Source organism: Haloarcula sp. JP-L23, from assembly GCF_011602445.1.
Taxonomy (GTDB): domain Archaea; phylum Halobacteriota; class Halobacteria; order Halobacteriales; family Haloarculaceae; genus Haloarcula; species Haloarcula pellucida.
The window spans coordinates 2,313,720-2,331,092 of record NZ_CP050014.1 but is presented as its reverse complement, the minus strand read 5'-3'; the positions used below and the strand labels follow the sequence as shown (position 1 = coordinate 2,331,092).

The 17,373-nt window shown below is 67.1% G+C and carries 22 protein-coding genes; 9 read left to right on the top strand and 13 right to left on the bottom strand.

The window, feature by feature from the left end; translation table 11 throughout:
• Positions 1-66 precede the first annotated feature (66 nt).
• From G9465_RS11925 to G9465_RS11900, 6 genes are all read right to left on the bottom strand, one after another.
• Entirely contained in the window at positions 67-762 is a 696-nt protein-coding gene (locus G9465_RS11925; RefSeq protein ID WP_166970237.1) for a molybdopterin-binding protein, read from the bottom strand.
• A 44-nt stretch (positions 763-806) separates the two neighbouring features.
• Complete coding sequence (locus tag G9465_RS11920; RefSeq protein WP_166970235.1) at positions 807-1,598, bottom strand: DUF5803 family protein; 792 nt, start codon at positions 1,596-1,598, stop codon at positions 807-809.
• Between the two features lie 3 nt (positions 1,599-1,601).
• Positions 1,602-2,273: a DUF2110 family protein gene (locus G9465_RS11915; RefSeq protein ID WP_166970233.1), complete on the bottom strand. Its 672-nt coding sequence runs from the start codon at positions 2,271-2,273 to the stop codon at positions 1,602-1,604.
• The gene (gene tfe / locus G9465_RS11910) at positions 2,273-2,803 is read right to left on the bottom strand and encodes a transcription factor E (protein ID WP_166970231.1); all 531 of its coding nucleotides are present in this window, start codon (positions 2,801-2,803) and stop codon (positions 2,273-2,275) included. Before tfe ends, G9465_RS11915 begins: the two co-directional genes overlap by 1 nt.
• Positions 2,804-2,909: 106 nt before the next feature.
• The gene (locus G9465_RS11905) at positions 2,910-3,464 is read right to left on the bottom strand and encodes a tRNA (cytidine(56)-2'-O)-methyltransferase (RefSeq protein WP_166970229.1); all 555 of its coding nucleotides are present in this window, start codon (positions 3,462-3,464) and stop codon (positions 2,910-2,912) included.
• Complete coding sequence (locus G9465_RS11900; protein WP_166970227.1) at positions 3,461-4,126, bottom strand: thioredoxin domain-containing protein; 666 nt, start codon at positions 4,124-4,126, stop codon at positions 3,461-3,463. Before G9465_RS11900 ends, G9465_RS11905 begins: the two co-directional genes overlap by 4 nt.
• A gap of 83 nt (positions 4,127-4,209) precedes the next feature.
• On the opposite strand from G9465_RS11900, the gene G9465_RS11895 reads away from it, so the two are divergent.
• On the top strand, positions 4,210-5,136 hold the full coding sequence (locus tag G9465_RS11895; RefSeq protein ID WP_166970225.1) for an NAD-dependent epimerase/dehydratase family protein: 927 nt from the start codon (positions 4,210-4,212) through the stop codon (positions 5,134-5,136).
• Here the strand turns inward: G9465_RS11895 and G9465_RS11890 are convergent.
• Positions 5,133-5,591 (bottom strand): YbhB/YbcL family Raf kinase inhibitor-like protein, encoded by a 459-nt coding sequence (locus tag G9465_RS11890; RefSeq protein WP_166970223.1) that lies wholly within the window; start codon positions 5,589-5,591, stop codon positions 5,133-5,135. The two genes, G9465_RS11895 and G9465_RS11890, sit on opposite strands and share 4 nt — an antisense overlap.
• Before the next feature lie 75 nt (positions 5,592-5,666).
• On the opposite strand from G9465_RS11890, the gene G9465_RS11885 reads away from it, so the two are divergent.
• The 4 genes from G9465_RS11885 to G9465_RS11870 all read left to right on the top strand — a co-directional run bounded on the left by G9465_RS11885 (position 5,667) and on the right by G9465_RS11870 (position 8,282).
• Positions 5,667-6,422: a DUF2797 domain-containing protein gene (locus tag G9465_RS11885; protein WP_394353967.1), complete on the top strand. Its 756-nt coding sequence runs from the start codon at positions 5,667-5,669 to the stop codon at positions 6,420-6,422.
• A gap of 63 nt (positions 6,423-6,485) precedes the next feature.
• Positions 6,486-7,502, top strand: coding sequence for a PGF-CTERM sorting domain-containing protein (locus tag G9465_RS11880; RefSeq protein WP_166970219.1), 1,017 nt, complete (start codon positions 6,486-6,488; stop codon positions 7,500-7,502).
• Entirely contained in the window at positions 7,499-7,822 is a 324-nt protein-coding gene (locus tag G9465_RS25605) for a hypothetical protein (protein ID WP_227015541.1), read from the top strand. Before G9465_RS11880 ends, G9465_RS25605 begins: the two co-directional genes overlap by 4 nt.
• A 40-nt stretch (positions 7,823-7,862) precedes the next feature.
• Entirely contained in the window at positions 7,863-8,282 is a 420-nt protein-coding gene (locus G9465_RS11870; RefSeq protein ID WP_166970217.1) for a hypothetical protein, read from the top strand.
• Positions 8,283-8,369: 87 nt separating this feature from the next.
• Here G9465_RS11870 and G9465_RS11865 read toward each other — a convergent pair whose 3' ends face one another.
• The 5 genes from G9465_RS11865 to G9465_RS11845 are packed head-to-tail and all read right to left on the bottom strand — an operon-like array spanning position 8,370 to position 13,012.
• The gene (locus G9465_RS11865; RefSeq protein WP_166970215.1) at positions 8,370-8,720 is read right to left on the bottom strand and encodes a MarR family transcriptional regulator; all 351 of its coding nucleotides are present in this window, start codon (positions 8,718-8,720) and stop codon (positions 8,370-8,372) included.
• A 28-nt stretch (positions 8,721-8,748) separates the two neighbouring features.
• Positions 8,749-9,486, bottom strand: coding sequence for an NRDE family protein (locus G9465_RS11860; protein WP_166970213.1), 738 nt, complete (start codon positions 9,484-9,486; stop codon positions 8,749-8,751).
• A gap of 49 nt (positions 9,487-9,535) precedes the next feature.
• A complete protein-coding gene (locus G9465_RS11855; protein ID WP_166970211.1) occupies positions 9,536-11,017 on the bottom strand; it encodes a class I adenylate-forming enzyme family protein in 1,482 nt (493 codons plus the stop codon).
• Positions 11,010-12,056, bottom strand: a complete 1,047-nt coding sequence (locus G9465_RS11850; protein WP_166970209.1) for a mandelate racemase/muconate lactonizing enzyme family protein — start codon at positions 12,054-12,056, stop codon at positions 11,010-11,012. Before G9465_RS11850 ends, G9465_RS11855 begins: the two co-directional genes overlap by 8 nt.
• Entirely contained in the window at positions 12,053-13,012 is a 960-nt protein-coding gene (locus tag G9465_RS11845) for a 1,4-dihydroxy-2-naphthoate polyprenyltransferase (protein ID WP_166970207.1), read from the bottom strand. Before G9465_RS11845 ends, G9465_RS11850 begins: the two co-directional genes overlap by 4 nt.
• Positions 13,013-13,158: 146 nt before the next feature.
• On the opposite strand from G9465_RS11845, the gene G9465_RS11840 reads away from it, so the two are divergent.
• The 3 genes from G9465_RS11840 (at position 13,159) to G9465_RS11830 (ending at position 15,987) form a co-directional block, all read left to right on the top strand.
• The gene (locus G9465_RS11840) at positions 13,159-13,308 is read left to right on the top strand and encodes a hypothetical protein (protein ID WP_166970205.1); all 150 of its coding nucleotides are present in this window, start codon (positions 13,159-13,161) and stop codon (positions 13,306-13,308) included.
• Between the two features lie 248 nt (positions 13,309-13,556).
• Positions 13,557-15,089: a PAS domain S-box protein gene (locus G9465_RS11835; RefSeq protein WP_166970203.1), complete on the top strand. Its 1,533-nt coding sequence runs from the start codon at positions 13,557-13,559 to the stop codon at positions 15,087-15,089.
• A 70-nt stretch (positions 15,090-15,159) separates the two neighbouring features.
• Positions 15,160-15,987 carry a sugar phosphate isomerase/epimerase gene (locus tag G9465_RS11830; RefSeq protein WP_166970201.1) on the top strand — a complete coding sequence of 276 codons (828 nt, stop codon included), beginning with the start codon at positions 15,160-15,162 and terminating at the stop codon, positions 15,985-15,987.
• Between the two features lie 65 nt (positions 15,988-16,052).
• On the opposite strand, the gene G9465_RS11825 is transcribed toward G9465_RS11830, so the two are convergent.
• Positions 16,053-17,012, bottom strand: a complete 960-nt coding sequence (locus G9465_RS11825) for a 1,4-dihydroxy-2-naphthoyl-CoA synthase (RefSeq protein ID WP_166970199.1) — start codon at positions 17,010-17,012, stop codon at positions 16,053-16,055.
• Between the two features lie 81 nt (positions 17,013-17,093).
• Here G9465_RS11825 and G9465_RS11820 point away from each other — a divergent pair, with 81 nt between their 5' ends.
• Positions 17,094-17,369, top strand: coding sequence for a hypothetical protein (locus G9465_RS11820; protein ID WP_166970197.1), 276 nt, complete (start codon positions 17,094-17,096; stop codon positions 17,367-17,369).
• The last annotated feature ends 4 nt before the right edge of the window (positions 17,370-17,373 follow it).

The following is a 17,373-nucleotide window of genomic DNA, read 5'->3' as shown; positions in this document are numbered from 1 at the left end:
TCACGCTCGGCGGGCTCTTGCTTACAGCACTCTGGCTCCAGTACCTCTACCGCTGAGGCTCGGTGCTCACTCGCTCTCGGGTGCGTCGACTCGCTCGTGTAGCCACGCCGCCGCTTCTTCGACGACGGCCTCGTCAGGCCCCTCGAACCGCACTGTGACGGTCTCGCCGGGATAGCTCCCGACCTTGACGGGGAACCGCTCTTGTACCGCCGCGAGTCTGTCGAGGAGCGCGCTCTCGGGTTCGGCGGCGTCGACGGTCCGGACGTACTGTTTCTGGCCGCTGAACTCCCCGGCCACCTCCTCGAACATCCGCTTCATCTCGTCGGGAACGCCGGGAAGCACGTAACACTGCTCGACTACACATCCGGGAGCGACTCCCTCGTGATTCGGGAGGACGCGGCTCCCCTCAGGCACCTCGCCCGTGCCGTCGGTGAGGTCGTCGCGGGTGTAGCCGCCGTGTTCTTCGAGCCACGCCAGAGCCTCCTCGCTCTCGACCACGTCACGACCGAACGCGGCCGCGACACCGTCTATCGTCACGTCGTCGTGGGTCGGACCGAGGCCGCCGGTCACGATGACCGCGTCGTACTCGGCGTGATACTCGTTGACGACCCGTGCGATGTCGGCGATTCGGTCCGGGACGACGGTCGTTCGCTCGACGGTGACGCCGCGGTCGGCTAGCTGTCGGCCCAGCCACGCCGCGTTCGTGTTGACCGTCTCTCCGGCGAGCAGTTCGTCCCCGACCGTGACCACCGCGACGCGCATACACCGGGGTACGGTGTGGCGATACAAATACTGTTTGTCGTCCGTCAGCGCATTCCCGGCGGCGGACCGCGGTCCCGCGGGTCGTCGTCCTCCTGCTCTTCTTCGAGGTCGATGCCAGCCTCCTTGCGCTTTCGTTTGACCGCCTGCAACTGTCGGTAGTAGTACAGCGTGCCGCCGCCACCGATCAGGATAGCCACGAGGGCGAGGCCACCGAAGATGAGCAGGTCGCGTTCGAGGTAGTACCTGACACTCACCTGTCGGGCGTCGACCGGTTGGGACCACCGCACGGTCATTCGGTTGGTCTCCTCGTCGACGCCAGTCTCGTAGCCGCCGGGGCTGACCTGCGAGAGCATCGGGATACCGACCCGAGCCCCCGGTGGCAGTGTCACCTGATAGGTCGCACCATCGAGGTGGGTCGGTGTCGCGTAGGACTTCCCGCTGCGCGGGGCGCTGTAGGCGACCTGTCCGGTGACGTTACCCGGGAACCGGATGGTCGTTTGACTCCCGCCGCGGGTCGCGTTGAGCGACGAGTTGGCCTCCGTGATGACGGTGCCGTTCGCGTAACGGAACTTCAGCGCCCGAATCGGGACGGCCTGTTCGCGCCCGAGGCCGTCGCGGTCGTACACCTCGAAGGTGTCGTTGTTTCGGACGTCGTAGACCGCTCTGTACGACGATCGGTCGAGGACGACAGACGCGTTTGACTGTGTGTCCCAGTCGTAGGTGGCGTTCTGGTTGAGTTGGTTCGGGTCGATGTTCTGTTGCCCGAATATACCACTACAGCCAGAGAGCGCGACCAGCGCGACGATACCGAGGAGAGCGAGGTGGCGGCGTTGCATAGCTCAGGGAACGACGGCGAGGAGTTCCGATTGCATGAACCGGCCGATGTCGGACAGGATGCCCGGCGCGTCGGTGTCGGGGTTACAGACGATGCTCTGTTCGAGGAGGCCGATGCGCTCGACGGTCACGATGTCCTGTGCGTGGCCGGCCCGGTTGACCGTCGCACGGGCGTTCGACCGGGTGACGCTGTTGGCGTTGACCCGACCGTTCCCGCGCGACCAGTCGTAGAGGCGGTCGACTTCCTCGTCGGCGAGTCGCGGGTCGTCGCCGGCGACGAAGCGAAGCGGCATGTGCTGGACGATGCCGAACCGCTTGCGAATCTGGGCGGGCGACCCCTGTCCGAGGTTCAGGTTGTCCGCGGGGATGCGGACCTCCTGTCCGAACCCGACGTCTAAGACGAACCCGTCGTCGTCCCACGAGTCGAGGGTCCCGACGTACGTCTCGCCGTCCTCGTGGGAGGTGACCATCTCGCCGAACTCCTCACGCAGGAGGTTCCGGGCGACGGTGGCGTCGGGGCCGTCGACGGTGACCGTCGGGAAGTCGTCCTCCCGGTGGCCGATGTCGAACGTCACGTCCAGGTCGCCGAGTTCGTTGGCGACCAGCGACCGCAGGCCGTCGAGCGCACGGTCACGGGTATCGCCCGTGACGTACACTTTGGTTCCGAGGACGACCATCAGGCCTCAGCTTCCGTCTCGACGTTCAGTTCGTCGCGCAGTTCGTCGATGCGCTCCTCCATGGCGGTCACGAGGCGGGTGTTCTCCATGGCGTCGATTTGGTTGCCACACTCGGGGCACTCGAAGCCGAACTCCATCGCTTCCCCGAACTCGAAGCGGATGCCGCAGTGCTCACAGAGATAGAACTCGTTGTCGCGCTCGTACTGACGGCGCTCTTCGAGGCCGTCGAGCAGGCGGTACATCTCCTCCTCTAGTTGTTCGGGTATCTTGTCGTACTCGAACGTCCAGAGGTAGGTGAGCCACCCCGAGTCCTCGTCGCGGAGGCGTCGATACGACGCCAGATCGTTCTCGTAGAGGATGAACAGCGCTCGGCGAACGTCGTTGAGTTCGAGTCCGAGCTCCTCGGCCAGTTCCTCGTCGGTCACTTCGCCGTCCGGCGGCGCGGCGGCAACCGGCATCCCTTTCGGTCCGACTAGCTCGTGGAGGTACTTCTGTATAACCGGGTCCTCCAGGAGATCCTCAAAAGCCATTATCCGTGTCTCGGTGGGTCACGTGGTTAAAACCTCCGGCTCGCTCGCTGGTGATCGCACCCGGGAATTCGTAAACGCGGTGCGTTTGCGCACCATCGGTCGCTCGCTACTCGTCGGCATCGGCCTCATCGGGGTCGACCACGCGCTTGCCCGTCTCCATCGGGACGACGACCCGGTCCGGGTCGTCCCACTCCCGGTCGAGTTCCCGCCCCTCGAACAGGCGGTCTAAGAACACCGCGAGCGAGGCCACTTCCGAGTGGGGTTGGTTCGTCACGCCGACGTTGTAGTCCGCGTTCTCGTACACCTCGAAGGGGACCTTCTCGGCGCCGACGACCAGCAAGAGCGGCCCCTCAGCGTGTGCCTCGCGGACGTCGTCTTCCACGTCCTGGACCGGTTCGCCGTACATCGTGAGGTGGACGACGGTGCCCTCGAAGTCGCGGATGAGCCGTTTGGGTTCCTGCGTGACGTCTACCTCGAAGGGGCCGCCGAACCGCTCGGTGATGTCGACGATGGTGTCGGTTCGGTCGCGGGCCGACCCCGCCATCACCACGCGGTCGGCGCCCAGCGCACGGGCGGTGAGGCCGACGTGGGTCGTCATGCGCTCGTCACGGCCGGGACGGTGGCCCAGTCGCAGCACCGTGACTTCGTGGTCGTCGCTCATCCGTTCAGCGCCGACTGGATGGCGTCCCGGACGGGTGCGTAGGCTATCTCCTGCCACTCGACCGGTTGGTCGTTCACGAGGACCGTCGGGGTGCCGCGCAGCCCCTTCTCGACGGCCCTGTCGCGGTCGGCCTGTACCGTCGGGTCGTAGGTCCGACCCGTAGCGGCCTTGCGGACGGCGTCGCCGCCGACGTCGAGGCCGTCGGTGAGTTCGGCGTACACGTCCGGACCGAGACGGCTCTGGTTCTCGAACAGTCGCTTCGAGTAGGTGAAGTAGGCGGCGTCGCCCGCCGCGTCCTGCACCTTGCGGGCGGCGTTTGCCGCCTGCCACGAGGCGGTCTCGTCGACCGGAATCGGGAAGTCGTGGAACTCGTAGCGAACCGTCCCGTCGGCGAGGAAGTTCTCTTGAACCTTCGGAAAGACCGTCTGAGAGTACGTCTTGCAGTGGGGACAGGCGTAGTCCTCGTAGGCGGCGACGGTCACGTCGGCGTCGGGGTTGCCGGCGACGGGTGCCGAGAGGGGTTGTCCGCTCGCAGTGGGGACCGAACGGCCGTCGGACCCGTCGTCTCCGGACTCCCCGGACCCTCCGGAGAGACAGCCAGCAGTCGCGCCGGTGAGGGCGACGCTTCCGGCGAGGAATCCGCGGCGGCTGAGTCGCGTCATATCCCCTACTCGCCCCGGCAGCTATAAAACGGCGTTCATCGCAGTACCGGAACGCTATTTGACTGCCCGCGTCGACTCCGAGTATGCACCTCGAAGGCCAGCACATCGTCGTCACGGGCGGTGCGGGCTTCATCGGCTCTCACCTCGTCGAACGCCTCGTCACGGACAACGACGTCCTCGTCGTCGACGACGGCTCGAACGGCCGGCGCGAGTGGGTCCACGACGACGCGACGTTCGTCGAGGGGGACCTGACCGACCCCGCCGTCGTCGCGGACACAGTCACGGCTGACACCGACCTCGTGGTCCACCTCGCCGCCTCGAAACTCGTCGACACCGACACGCCGCGCCGTCAGTTCACGGACAACAGCGAGATCACGTACAACCTCCTCGAACGGATGGACGAGGTGGGCGTCGAACGCCTCGTGTTTACGTCGTCTTCGACTGTGTACGGCGAGGCGCCGCGGCCGACGCCGGAGGACTACGCGCCGCTGGAACCCATTAGCGTCTACGGCGCGACGAAACTCGCAGAGGAGTCGCTCGTCTCCACGTACGCCCACAGTCACGACCTGCAGTCGTGGGTGTTCCGCTTTGCCAACATCGTCGGCCCGCGCCTGCGCGGTGCGGTCATCCCGGACTTCGTCGAGAAGTTGCGAGAGAACCCCGAGTCGCTGACCATCCTCGGCGACGGCCGCCAGCAGAAGTCCTACATGCACGTCTCGGAGTGTATCGAGGCCATGGAGTACGCCGTCGAACACGCCGACGCCGACCACAACGTGTTCAACCTCGGCACGCGCACGACGACTTCCGTCGACCGCATCGCCGACATCGTCGCCGACGAGATGGGCGTCGACCCCGACTACGAGTACACCGGTGGTGACCGTGGCTGGACCGGTGACGTTCCCCGGATGCGCCTCTCCATCGACAAACTCGCCGCGCTGGGCTGGGAGCCGTCCCAGTCGAGCGACGACGCGGTGCGGCAGTGCGCCCGCGAACTCCTCGACGAACTCTAGTTCGCGGGATAGGTCCCGGTCAGTTCGGCTTTCCCGACCATGTGGCCGCTGGCGGCGTCGTAGACGTCGTCCTTGCTCGCGCCGCGTTTGAGGTCAAGCGTCGTATCGAGTGCGTACAGGAGAAACCGGTAGGTGTGTTCGCGGTCCGGCGGGTTCGGCCCACCCCACCCGACTTCGCCGAAGTCGTTCTGCCCCTCTAGTGCGCCGCCGGGCGTCGTGCCCTCGGGAATCTCGCCGACGTCGGGTGGAATGTTCCAAACGACCCAGTGGTCCCACACTTTCCCGGCCGGTTCCTTCGCGTCGGGGTCGTCGACGACGAGGACCAGCGACTCGGCCCCGTCGGGGACGTTGTGTATCTCCAGTGGCGGACTCGTGTTCGCCGCCGCGTAGCCGTACTCCTCGGGGATGCGCTCGCCGTCGTCGAACACCGGACTGGTGAGTTCGAGGTCTGCCATAGCGTAGATTTCTCACTCGAACGACAAAAGCGTCATCCCGGTAGCCCTTTGCCGGTCGCTCGCCAACGCCCGGCCGTGCAGGTCGTCGGGTACCACTCTCGTATCGAAGACCACGCCGCACTGCTCCTCGCCGACGAGGGGGCGGTCACCGTCGAGCGACTGGAACCGGGGACCGAACTCATGTACGCACTGGGCGAGCGCCACTGTGCCGGTGCCGTCGACGGCGAGCGACACTACGCTTGCGACGGGGCGGACGCGCCGTACTGCCCGGAACACACGAGCAGGTGGCCCTGCGCCCGGTGTACCGGCGACTGCAACAAACCTATCGAGGCCTGCGACGAGGAACATGCCGTCTATCTGGCGGTGTTCGCGCCGGACACCGTCAAAGTGGGCGTCACGCGGTCGTGGCGCCTCGAAACCCGGTTGCGAGAGCAGGGGGCCGACCGAGCGGCCCACCTTCGGACCGTCGCCGACGGCCGCATCGCCCGCCAGATAGAGGCCGACGTCGCCACCGACCTCGGTGACCGGGTCCGCGTCCCGACGAAGATCGCCGGCCTCCACGAGTCCGTCGACGAACAGTTCTGGTCGACCCTCTTAGACGAGTACGAGACGCTTGCGACCTACGACTTCGACTACGGTCTCGCCCTCACCGAGCGACCGATGGCGGAGACGCTCGCCACGGGGACGGTCCGCGGGACGAAAGGTCGCGTCGCCGTCCTCGACAACAACGGGAGCACGTACGCCGTCGACTTGCGTGCCCTCGTCGGCTACGAGGTGACTGACGGCGGCACCGACCGGGACCTCCAGTCGAGTCTCGGCGCGTTCGGGTGAGTTCAATCCGCGCCAGTCGAGTCACACACAAAACATATACCGGGCGGTGTCGCGCTTCCACTCGTGCGACGCGAAGTACTACTCGCTGGGGCCATCGCCCTCCTCACGCTGACGATGGTCGCCAGTGCGACAGCGGTCCCCGGCATCCTCTCGGAACCCACCGAGGACGTACGTCCGAGTCACCTCGACCTCCGGGAGTCCTACGTCGATGCCCCAGACGTCTCCGGCGAGACGGTGACGCTCTCGCTCACGTCCAGCCTCGAACACCGAGGTGGGATGGCCGAGAACGTCACCGTCGTGACGCGGGCTATCGACACCGACACCGGACTGGTAGCGACGACGGAACGACAGTCACTCGGTAACGTCAGCGGCGACCGAGACGTCTCCTTCACCCGGAACCTCACCGTCGAGCGCGACGGTGACTACCGCATCGAGACGACGGTGTACGAGGACGGCCGCCGCGTATCCGTCCAGCGGCGGATGGTCAGGAACGTCGACGCCCTGACGCCGGCGTACGCTCGCTCGACGGTCTCGTTCCACCGGTTCGAGAACACCAACACGCCGCTCCGGGCCATCTCGTACCGTATCGCCGACGTCGAGAACAACGAGACGACGCTGAACGTGACGGCGTATCTCACCAACAGCGGCGACGATTCGGCCGGCGGCCTCTCGCTCCGGATGCGCGCCCGGCAGGCGGAGTCGAACGTCGTCGCCGACGCGTCGGCGCTCGAAGTGGGGCAGATTCGCCCCGGCCGGACTCGGACGGTCAGTACGGAGTTGACCGTCCCGGACGGCTACAACTACTGGCTGGACGGCATCCTCCAGTCGGACGGCGTCATCGTCGCCACGGAGAGCGCACCCGCGAACCTCGACCCGCAGGAGACGCTGACCGAAAACGAGACGCGCCGCGACGTCGGGTTCGACTCCGGCGACTTCGAGGAGGCGACGGAGGCACCGGAACGGATGACTGAACGAGCGGAGGCGACGACTGTCGGCGGGAGCGGTCCCGGATTCACCGCACTCGCCGCGCTGGTTGCACTCGTCGTCGCGACGCTCGGACTCGCACGGAGACACGCATGACCGAGGAACCCACCACCGACCCGACTGCACCGACCGACCAGAAACGGGGCGGCCCCTCTGCACCCTCTGGGTCGCCCGAGAACCGAAATCCGTCGGACGACGAGGGTCGCTCAGCCGTCGAGTACCTCGAGTGGGCGGCGCTGACCGTCCTCGTCGTCGTCGCCCTCATCGCCACGTTGCGGTTCTACTTTTCGGTGTCGGCGGCCGTCGATACGTTCGTCACCCACCGGTACCGACCGCTGTTCATGGCGGGATTCAACCTCGTCGTCCTGCTGGGCTGTGGTATCGGCCTCTCGGCGCTCGTGCGCCGGCTGGCCTGACACGACAACCCTTTTCAGCGGGCCAGCCGAACCCGGAGGCATGGCAGACGACGAACCCGAGAACGCCGACGAGACGGCCGAATCGAGCGAGAACGGCGACGAAGAGAAGTCCTTCCGCGAGCGCGTCGAGGAGATTCGCCAGAAGCGCGCCGAGGAGCGCGAAGAAGGCGAAGAGGGCGAGATGAGCCGCGAAGAGCGCATGGAAGAGATGATGGGCGGTGGCGGCGGCCCCGGCGGCATGGGCGGCGGGGGCAACCCCTTCGCACAGATGATGGGCGGCATGATGGGCGGCGGCCCAGGCGGCCCCGGCGGCATGGGCGGCGGGCCGCCCGGACGCGGCCGCGAGGAAGAGAGCGGGAGCGACAACGAGGAACTCACCCGCGAAATCCGGAAGCTCCGCGACGAGGTCCACGACGTTCGGCGCTCGCTGGACCGCATCGCCGACGCGCTCGAAGAGTAGTCGCGACGGCGTTTCTCTCTTTCACCGTTCGGATAGCCGCTGCTCGGCCTGTGGTCTCGTGTACCGAGGAAAACGGGAACCGGCCGGTCAGTTCTGGTACGCGAGGTTCATGACCCACTGGGAGAAGGCGTCGTCGTGTGGGTCGACCTCCTCGTCGCCGATGAACGGCGACAACTGGTCGCCGGCCATCAGCAGCGAGAAGTTGAGGTCGCGGGCCGCGGGCGTGAGATGGTACGTGTTGTGGCCCTCGTAGACCGTCTCCTCGCGCTGGATGAGCCCCTTCTCGAAGAGGGATTCGACGATACGACTGCCCTTCCGGGAGGAGACGTCTAACTCCTTCCAGAAGTCGCTCTGATGGATACCGCCGGACTCGCGGATGAGTTCTAACCCGGCTCGTTCGTCCTCAGAGAGGTCCGCCTCCGACGCTGCCGAACTCATTATGTTACCAACACCGACGGTCGGGCGCTTAAATCTGGCCTTCGACCGGGTGGTACTCGGTAGTGCAGGGCGGCCCCGCCGCGAACTCGTAGCGGCGGTGCTCCCCTAGCGTGATGAGCGACGACGAGCGGGTACCGAAGCCGTCGCCGTGGACGCAGACGCCGTAGTCGTGGTCGGCGATGGTCTCGCTCGTGCGGTCCAGCCACGCGGCGACCCCCTCGCCGGGGTCGACCTGTATCGCCTCGCGGAGGCGGTCGGCGTTGACGGCCTGCTGTTCGCCCACGTCGGGACGGTGGCCCGGGATACGGTAGTCGCCGTCGGCGCCGACGTTGACGACCACGTGGACGCCGGGCTGGAAGTTCCGCACCGCGAGTTGCCCGTCCCACTCCAGCAAGAGGGCGGCGTTCTCGTCGGCCAGCAGGAGGTTGAAGCCGTCGTACTCCGCCTCGCGGGTCGCCCGCTCGACGGCGCGGGCGGCGTCCTCGGCCGTCTCGTGGCTCAGGCAGTCCCGGACCAGCAGGCCGCGGGAGCGCTCACCGGCGAGGTCGGCGTCGACCCAGCGGTTGGTTACCGCGGCCAGCAGGCCGTGCTCGTTGTAGCCGACCCACGTTCCCCCCGCTTCGGCGTCGGCCGGCGCGACCACGCGGGTCCCCCACTGGCGCACCGCCGGCGGTTCGGCGGGTCGGTCGACGCGTTCGTCACGGTTGGCCGCGAAGGCCACGGGCGTTCCCTCGAACACCTGCCACGCGAGGACGATGGTGCACACGACCGTCTGTAGACGGTACGAGTAGAAAACGGCTTGGCCGGACCGGTGGCTACGCCTGCAACCGCTCACGCACTGCGTCCCGGTCGACCGTTCCGGAGGCCGTTCTCGGAAGCCCTTCGACCACTTCCACCGTCTTCGGCACCTCGTAGGGTGCAAGTTCGTCTCGGCAGTAGTCGCTGACGCGCTCGGCTGTCACGTCGCCGACCACCAGCGCCGCGACGCGTTGGCCCCACTCCTCGTCGGCCAGGCCGACGACGGCGGCGTCCTCGACGCCCGGACAGTCCCTGATAGCGTCGGCGACGACGCTGGCGTCGACGTTCTCCCCGCCCGTGACGATGCGGTCGTCCACGCGGCCGAGGACCCACAGCCGTCCGTCCTCGTCGCGATAGCCGATGTCCCCCGTGTGGAAGCCGTATTCGCCGAACGCCGCCTCGGTCCGGTCCGCGTCGAGGTAGCCCGGCGTGACTGTCGGTCCGTCGACGACGAGTTCGCCCCGTTCGCCGGGGCCGACCGGGTCGCCGTCGTCGACGACGGTCACGTCGGTACAGACGAGTGGCTGGCCGACGGTGTCCCGATGCTCGAACGCCGTCTCGGGGAGCGCGGTAGCTATCTGCGAGGCGGTTTCGGTCATGCCGTAGGTCGGACAGACCGGGACGCCGCGCTCGCGGCAGCGGTCTATCAACGCTGGACTCGCCGGACCGCCACCGAGCAACACGAACCGGAGTTCGGAAGCGGGCGTCCACCCGGAGTCGACTAACCGTCGGAGCATCGTCGGCACGAGCGAGACGCCGGTCACGCCGAACTCGGACAGCACGCGGGCCGTCTCGCTCGGGTCGAACTCGCGCTGGACGACCACCGTCGACCCGTAGAGCGCGGTCCGGACGAACGGTGCCAGCCCGCCCATGTGGTAGGTCGGCAGGCAGACGAGCCACCGGTCCGACGGCGTCACGCCGAGGCGGAACGCCGAGGCCGTGGCGCTGGCGACGAGGTTGCCGACGGTCAGCCGCACGCCCTTCGGGTCGCTCGTCGTCCCCGAGGTGAAGAGGACGAGTTGCGTCGTATCGCGGTCGACTTCGACCGGGTCGACTCCGCTAGTGTCCGACTGCATGGCGTTCACGCCGGTCCGTTCCGGGTCGTCGACGGAGACCACGGGGCAGTCTGCGACCCGAGCGGCCAGCTCTTCCGTCTCGCGTTCACAGACGAGGAGGTCGGCATCGAGTGTCGTCAGTTGCGCAGAGAGGCTGCTCGGGTCGAGGTCGACGTTCAGCGGCGCGAGGGTGGCACCGACCCGCATCGCGCCGAACAACAGGCGACCGACCGCGGGACGGGTGCCGACCAGCGTCGCGACCGTGTCGCCGGGGGTATCACAGCGCGCGGCGACCGCCGCGGCGGCGTCGCCCGCCCGGGCGTCCAGTTCGCGGTAGGTCGTCGCCTCGCCCGTATCGGCGTCGATCGTCGCGGTGCGCTCCGGCGTCGTCCGGACTCTGTGGGTCAGCAAGTCGCGAATCGGCCACTCGACCGGGTCACGCATCGGGACCCACCTCCGCGGGGTCGACGCCGAGTCCGATCGATTGTGGGACCGACATCCGGCCGTCCGACACCGTCGCGGGGTCGGGCGCGAGGTCCGTCGCCAACCGGTCGCCGGTGGCGAGGCCGCACGCGCTCACGTCGGGTATCGCGGCGGCGACGTGGAGCGCTGCGAGGCGGGCGACGACGCCGTCGATGGTCGTCGTGACGACGGGGTCGACGCCCCGTTCGCGGGCCCGCATCGCCAGCGTGTGGGCGTTGCCGGGTCCACCTAGCACCATCGGTTTGAGAACCAACACGTCGGCGGCGTCCGCATCGAGTATCGCGTGGACGCGCCGGTCGACCAGCGACTCGTCCAGCGCGACGCCGACCGACCCGCCGCGAAGGCTCGCGTGCCCTTCGATGTCGTCGGCAGCGAGTGGCTGTTCGACGTACTCGACGCCGAACGACGCTAACTCCTCGAAGGCCGTCTCGGCCTCGTCCCGGGACCACGCGCCGTTCGCGTCGGCCCGGAGCGTCACGTCGTCGCCGACGCAGTCCCTGACCGCCCGGATTCGCTCGACGTCGTCAGCGACCGGTCTGGCGCCGACCTTCACCTTACAGCAATCAAAGCCGGCGTCGACGGCGTCGGCGACGGCGTCGGCCGTCTCCTGTGGTCGGCCGTCCCCGACGGTGGCGTTGACTGGGACGGACTGGCAGCGCCTGTCGGGGTCGAACCACCGATACAGCGGCACCCCGTCGGCGCGGGCGTCGGCGTCAAGCAGTGCCGTGGCGAACCCGTGACGAGCAGCGGGCACCGCCGTAGCGTCGAGGGCCAGCAGCGCGGCGGTGTGGCCGCCGTCCGCTTCGGCCGCGGTGGCGTCCGCCAACCCCGAGCGACACGCGTTGAGCGACTCCGTCCACCCCGGGAGCGGCGTCGACTCCCCGACGCCCGTCTCCCCGCGGTGGTCGTAGCGGACGACGACACCCTCGCGTTCGGCGATGGTTCCGTCGGCGGTGGCAAGCGGCCGCTTCAACCGGAGCGAGAACGGGGTCGTCCTCATAGTAGCGTCGGGAGCGCGAGGCCGGCCGCAAAGAGGAGCGAGTGGAGAAACAGCGTCTGTCCGATTCGCTCTAGGGCCGGGTTGAGTGCGGTTCCGTCGGTGTTTGTCAGGACCGTCTTCCCCGTCTTCGCGGCCAGTGGCAACGAGAGCAGCGGTGCCAGTGCCGGTAGTCCGTAGGTCGGGTCGAGGGCGAAGACCACCGGGACGACGTAGGCCATGCCGACGAGAGCGAGGAACTCGACGCGGCTCCACCGATAGCCCATGTAGACGGCCAGGGTCTTCTTGCCGGCGGCCATGTCCGTCTCCCGGTCGCGGACGTTGTTGACCACGAGAATGGCTGTCGAAAGGCCGGCGGCGGGCAGACTTGCGACGACTGCGGCCACTGTGAGACTCCCGTCGGGAAGGGCCATCGGGAACACGCCGACGTCCGGTATACGCGACACCGCTTGCACGTAATACGTCCCAGTGACGGCGACGAGGCCGAAGTAGAGGAAGACGAACAAGTCGCCCAGACCGCGGTAGCCGTAGGGGAACGGGCCGCCGGTGTAGAGGATGCCGGCGGCGATGCCCGAGAGGCCGACGACGACGATGGGGAGGCCACCGATGGCGACGAGGTAGACGCCGACGACGACGGCCAGGGCGTACGTCAGTATCATCGCCCGCTTGACCGCGTCGGGTTCGATGAGACCGCCCGCCGTCACCCGGGTGAACCCCTCTCGCTCGTCCGTGTCGGCGCCTTTGATGGCGTCGTAGTAGTCGTTCGCGAAGTTCGTCCCCACCTGTATGAGGAGGGCCCCGACGAGCGCCGCAAGCGCCGGGAACAGTGCGAAGACGTCGGCGTGGACCGCGAGTCCGGTCCCGACGACGACCGGGGCGGCCCCGGCTGGGAGCGTCTGTGGCCGGGCGGCCATCAGCCACGCCTTCCGCTTCGAGACGTCGGCCGTCGCTGTACTCATTGTCGCGAACTCGGGACGCTATCCTCAAAGCGACTGTGGTTCACACCGTTTCGTCCGACGCCTCGAACCGTGTGCTTTCCGGAGGAATCGACAACCAAATGCTACAAAATGGCTACACTTTTGCCGCCTGCCCCGATATCGTAAGTGTGACCGACGCCGATACCGACTGCGTCTCGTCCGGCGTCCCCAGCCTCAGCGAGATACTGTCCCGCGGGCGATACGGTATCACGGTCGGCGAACTATCCGGCGACTGCCGCGGTAGCCTGACCGGGGCCCCGACCAATCGGATCGAGTAACAAACAGATGCCCTACCACCCGCTCACAGCGACGTTCGACCGGGGGCCGGTGCGGGTGGCGTTGCTCGTCGAGAACGACGAGGACCGGGAGTTACTCGCGGACCGACTCGAAGACCACGAGGTGGTGACACCGGAGTCGCTGGCGGACCTCCCCAGTTCGACGTCTGTCTGGTCGATACCGCGACGTATCCCGAATCGAGGACCAACTCGCCCGTCGGAAGGCCGACGCGGACCCGAAGTTCGTCCCAGTGTTGCTTGTGGTCGGGGCCGCTGTCCCCGAACACGCGGTCCAGACGCTGCCGGAGGCCGTCGACGAGGTGCTGGTGATGCCGGCGTCGAAGGCGGTGTTCCGGGGCCGTCTCGGGTCGCTGCTGCGTATCAGGCGCCAGTCGGAAGACCTGACGCTGTTCCGTCGAGCGATGGACGACGCGCTTACGGGCATCACTATCGCTTCGGCCCGAGACGACCAGCCATTGCGGTACGCCAACGACGCGTTCGTCGAGATGACTGGCTACGACCGCTCGGAGATACTCGGCCGGAACTGCCGGTTCTTGCAGGGGCCAGACACCGACCCGGACCCGGTCCGGGAGATGCGCGAGGCCATAGAGCGAGGAGAGGGCGTTACTGTCGAACTCCAAAACTACCGGCAGGACGGCACGCCGTTCTGGAACCACGTCGAGATAGTCCCGGTGTACGGTCCCTCGGGGCTGACACACTTCGTCGGCTTCCAGCAGGACATCACCGGCCGAGTCGAGCAAGCCCGGAACCTCCGCCAGTACGAACAGATAGTCCGTGCGGCGAGCGACCCGATATACTCGCTCGACGCCGACCTCCGGTTTACGCTGTTGAACGAGGCGACCGCAGAACTCTGTGGCCGCGCTCCGAACGAACTGACCGGCGAACACGTCCGGTCGGTGCTGGGACGGACACACGCCGCTGCGCTCTCCAGTGCCATCCTCAACTTGGGCGCGGAAGACACACCACAGACGACCATCGAAACGACGATACGGAACGCCGAGGGTCGAGACAGGCGGTTCCAGACGGCCGTCGCGATACGTCCGGCGTCCGAGTTCGACGGCGTCGTCTGCGTGAGTCGTGACGTGACCAGCCACCGCGAACGGGGGTACCGCCTGTCGGTGTTGGACCGCGTCCTCCGGCACAACCTGCGCAACAAACTCCACGTGGTCCTCGCACAGGTGGAGTTTATCAGAGAGGCCAGCGACGACGGGGTGGTCCGGACGTCGGCGGCGGCGATCGAGCGAGTGACCGCTGAACTGCTAGACCTCGGTGACACTGCCAGAGAGTTCCACGACACGCTCGACCCGAATTCGACCGACCACGTCGGGCCGATAGACGTCGTTCCACACGTCGACCACGTCGTCGAAGAGGCGGGGTTGAGTCACGCCAACGGCACTATCCTCGCGAACACGCCCGAGGAAGCGTGGGCACGGGCCCACGGCTCGCTGGAACTCGCACTCAGCGAACTGGTGGAAAACGCCTTCGAGTACGGCCACCCGGGCGTCACCGTCGTGGTCGACGTGACCGTCGAATCCGACACCGTCGTCGTCACCGTCACCGATGACGGACCGGGGATGCCCGACGAGGAGCGAGAGGTTCTCGCCGCCGGGATGGAGTCAGACCTCAAGCACACGTCGGGACTGGGTCTGTGGTTCGTCCGCTGGATGGTGATAAACAGCGAGGGCTCTTTCGACATCCGCGACAACGACCCGACCGGGACCGTCGTCGAACTCACGTTCCCGCGTACAGAGCCACCGACGTGACTCGCCGCCGGAACCGGCAACTGTTACACGTTCCCTGACACCTCTCACTGGACCGGCCGACAGACCCGGTGTGTCCCCGAACCGTACCGCCTCCTCCGACCTGACGCTGGACCTCGAACTCGGATTCACGCTCGGTCTCGGCCTCGACTTCGAGCGGGCAGTCGCCTGGGCCGCAGACGAGGGGTTCGACTTCGTCGAACTGTTACTGGACGGGCCGTACGCCCGCGAGCGAATCGTCGACCGGCGAGCGCAGATGGCCGAGACGCTCGCCGATCACGGCCTCGACGTCGTCGTTCACCTCCCGTTCGCCGTCGACCTCGGCTCCCCGTTTACTCCCGTCCGCGAGGGAGCCGTCACGGAACTGACCGCCGGCATGGACCTCGCTGCGGACCTCGGTGCCGAGCGGGTCGTCTTCCACCCGTCCTCGGACGCCTGGGACCTCGGCTGGACCGAGTCCGACTGTCGCGGGTTCGTCCACGAGAGCCTGAACGACCTCGTCCCTGCCGCCCAGAAGCGTGACCTGAACCCCTGTCTGGAGAACGTCGTGAACAGCTACTACGACGCCGCTTCCTTCCCGGAACTCCTCGAACGGTACCCCGACGCGTCGATGACGTTCGACACCAGCCACGCCATCCTGACCGGAATGGACGAATCCGAGATGGGTGAGTTCACAGAGCGATACGCCGACCGAATCGACCACCTCCACCTCGTCGACACGCGCGGCGGCAGCGACGAACACCTCCCGGTCGGGATGGGCAGACTCGACTTCACGAGAGCGCTGTCCGGGCTGGCCGACGCCGGGTGGTCTGGTACCGCCACGCTCGAAATCGGGACGGAGGACTACGGGGTTATCGCGCTCGGGAAATCCAACACCGAAGCGCTGCTGTCGACGCGGTAGCCGTTTGCGGCCCACGGACGCTGTCGCAGTCGGTGCGGCGGTCGCGACCGCTCGGGAACGGTGGGCTAGTAGTGCCAGGGTACGTCGCCGAAGTCCGGCCTCCGGCCTTCGTTGAACGCGTCCCGTCCCTCTCGGGCTTCGTCGGTCATGTAGGCCAGACGCGTCGCCTCACCGGCGAAGACCTGCTGACCGACCATCCCATCGGAGTCGAGGTTGAAAGCGTACTTCAGCATCCGCATCGCCGTCGGCGACTTCTCGTTCATCCGCTCGGCCCAGTCGATGGCCACGTCTTCTAGTTCCTCGTGGCGGACCACTTCGTTGACCATGCCCATGTCGGCGGCCTCCTCGGCGTCGTACGTCTTCCCGAGGAAGAACACCTCGCGGGCCTTCTTCTGGCCGACCTGTCTGGCGAGGTACGCGGAGCCGAACCCGCCGTCGAAACTCCCCACGTCGGGGTCAGTCTGGAGGAACTTCGCGTGCTCTTCGCTGGCGAGCGTGAGGTCACAGACGACGTGTAGCGAGTGGCCACCGCCGACGGCCCACCCCGGAACGACGGCGACGACGGGTTTGGGAATGTGTCGAATCTGGCGCTGGACTTCGAGGATGTGGAGGCGGCCGACGTTCTCCGGCGCATCTTCGTTCCCGATGTCTCGCGGGTCGCGCTGCTCCCCGCTCGCCTGTTCCGAGTCGCGTGGCGACTCGCTGTCCGCATCGGCCTCGTACTCGTACCCGCTCTCGCCCCTGATGCGCTGGTCGCCGCCGGAACAGAACGCCCACCCGCCGTCTTTCGGCGACGGGCCGTTCCCGGTGAGGAGGACACAGCCGACGTCGGTGAGTCGTTTGGCGTGGTCTAACGCCTCGGAGAGTTCGTCGACCGTCTCCGGTCGGAAGGCGTTGCGGACCTCGGGGCGGTCGAAGGCGATTCGGACCGCACCCGTCTCGGTAGAGCGGTGGTAGGTGATGTCGGTGAAGTCGAACCGCTCGATGGGTTCCCAGCGGTCCGGGTCGAATAGCTCTGAGACCATACCGGGCATGACGGTGGGCGGCGCAAAAAGATTCGTAGTGACGGCGAAACGCTTTCCTCACGGCCGTCCGTCACCGAACGTATGCCCTCCAGCATGAACGACCGGACCCTGAGAGCCGGCTTGACCGTGTTCTCGGTGCTGGTCCTCGCCTACAGTCTCGTCATCGTACAGCAGATACTGCTCGGCTTGGTCGTCATTGTGGCGCTGTGGTCCGTCTACCTGTTTTATCACTTCATCCTCGTGCTGGCCCGTATCGCGTCGTCGCTGGAGCAGTTGGCCTACCAGCGCGCCGACGGCGGCCGACAGACCCAGTCGACGGACCGGAGCAGCGAGCGCGAACCCGAACGTGAATACTGAGAAC

Excerpts from the sequence above, each read along its gene's own strand:
- G9465_RS25605 (WP_227015541.1), top strand. The coding sequence starts at position 7,499 with ATGACCGAGGAACCCACCACCGACCCGACTGCACCGACCGACCAGAAA.
- G9465_RS11890 (WP_166970223.1), bottom strand. The coding sequence starts at position 5,591 with ATGGCAGACCTCGAACTCACCAGTCCGGTGTTCGACGACGGCGAGCGC.
- G9465_RS11900 (WP_166970227.1), bottom strand. The coding sequence starts at position 4,126 with ATGACGCGACTCAGCCGCCGCGGATTCCTCGCCGGAAGCGTCGCCCTC.
- G9465_RS11870 (WP_166970217.1), top strand. The coding sequence starts at position 7,863 with ATGGCAGACGACGAACCCGAGAACGCCGACGAGACGGCCGAATCGAGC.
- G9465_RS11825 (WP_166970199.1), bottom strand. The coding sequence starts at position 17,012 with ATGGTCTCAGAGCTATTCGACCCGGACCGCTGGGAACCCATCGAGCGG.
- G9465_RS11920 (WP_166970235.1), bottom strand. The coding sequence starts at position 1,598 with ATGCAACGCCGCCACCTCGCTCTCCTCGGTATCGTCGCGCTGGTCGCG.
- G9465_RS11865 (WP_166970215.1), bottom strand. The coding sequence starts at position 8,720 with ATGAGTTCGGCAGCGTCGGAGGCGGACCTCTCTGAGGACGAACGAGCC.
- tfe (WP_166970231.1), bottom strand. The coding sequence starts at position 2,803 with ATGGCTTTTGAGGATCTCCTGGAGGACCCGGTTATACAGAAGTACCTC.
- G9465_RS11855 (WP_166970211.1), bottom strand. The coding sequence starts at position 11,017 with ATGCGTGACCCGGTCGAGTGGCCGATTCGCGACTTGCTGACCCACAGA.
- G9465_RS11850 (WP_166970209.1), bottom strand. The coding sequence starts at position 12,056 with ATGAGGACGACCCCGTTCTCGCTCCGGTTGAAGCGGCCGCTTGCCACC.
- G9465_RS11820 (WP_166970197.1), top strand. The coding sequence starts at position 17,094 with ATGCCCTCCAGCATGAACGACCGGACCCTGAGAGCCGGCTTGACCGTG.
- G9465_RS11915 (WP_166970233.1), bottom strand. The coding sequence starts at position 2,273 with ATGGTCGTCCTCGGAACCAAAGTGTACGTCACGGGCGATACCCGTGAC.
- G9465_RS11905 (WP_166970229.1), bottom strand. The coding sequence starts at position 3,464 with ATGAGCGACGACCACGAAGTCACGGTGCTGCGACTGGGCCACCGTCCC.
- G9465_RS11925 (WP_166970237.1), bottom strand. The coding sequence starts at position 762 with ATGCGCGTCGCGGTGGTCACGGTCGGGGACGAACTGCTCGCCGGAGAG.
- G9465_RS11895 (WP_166970225.1), top strand. The coding sequence starts at position 4,210 with ATGCACCTCGAAGGCCAGCACATCGTCGTCACGGGCGGTGCGGGCTTC.
- G9465_RS11845 (WP_166970207.1), bottom strand. The coding sequence starts at position 13,012 with ATGAGTACAGCGACGGCCGACGTCTCGAAGCGGAAGGCGTGGCTGATG.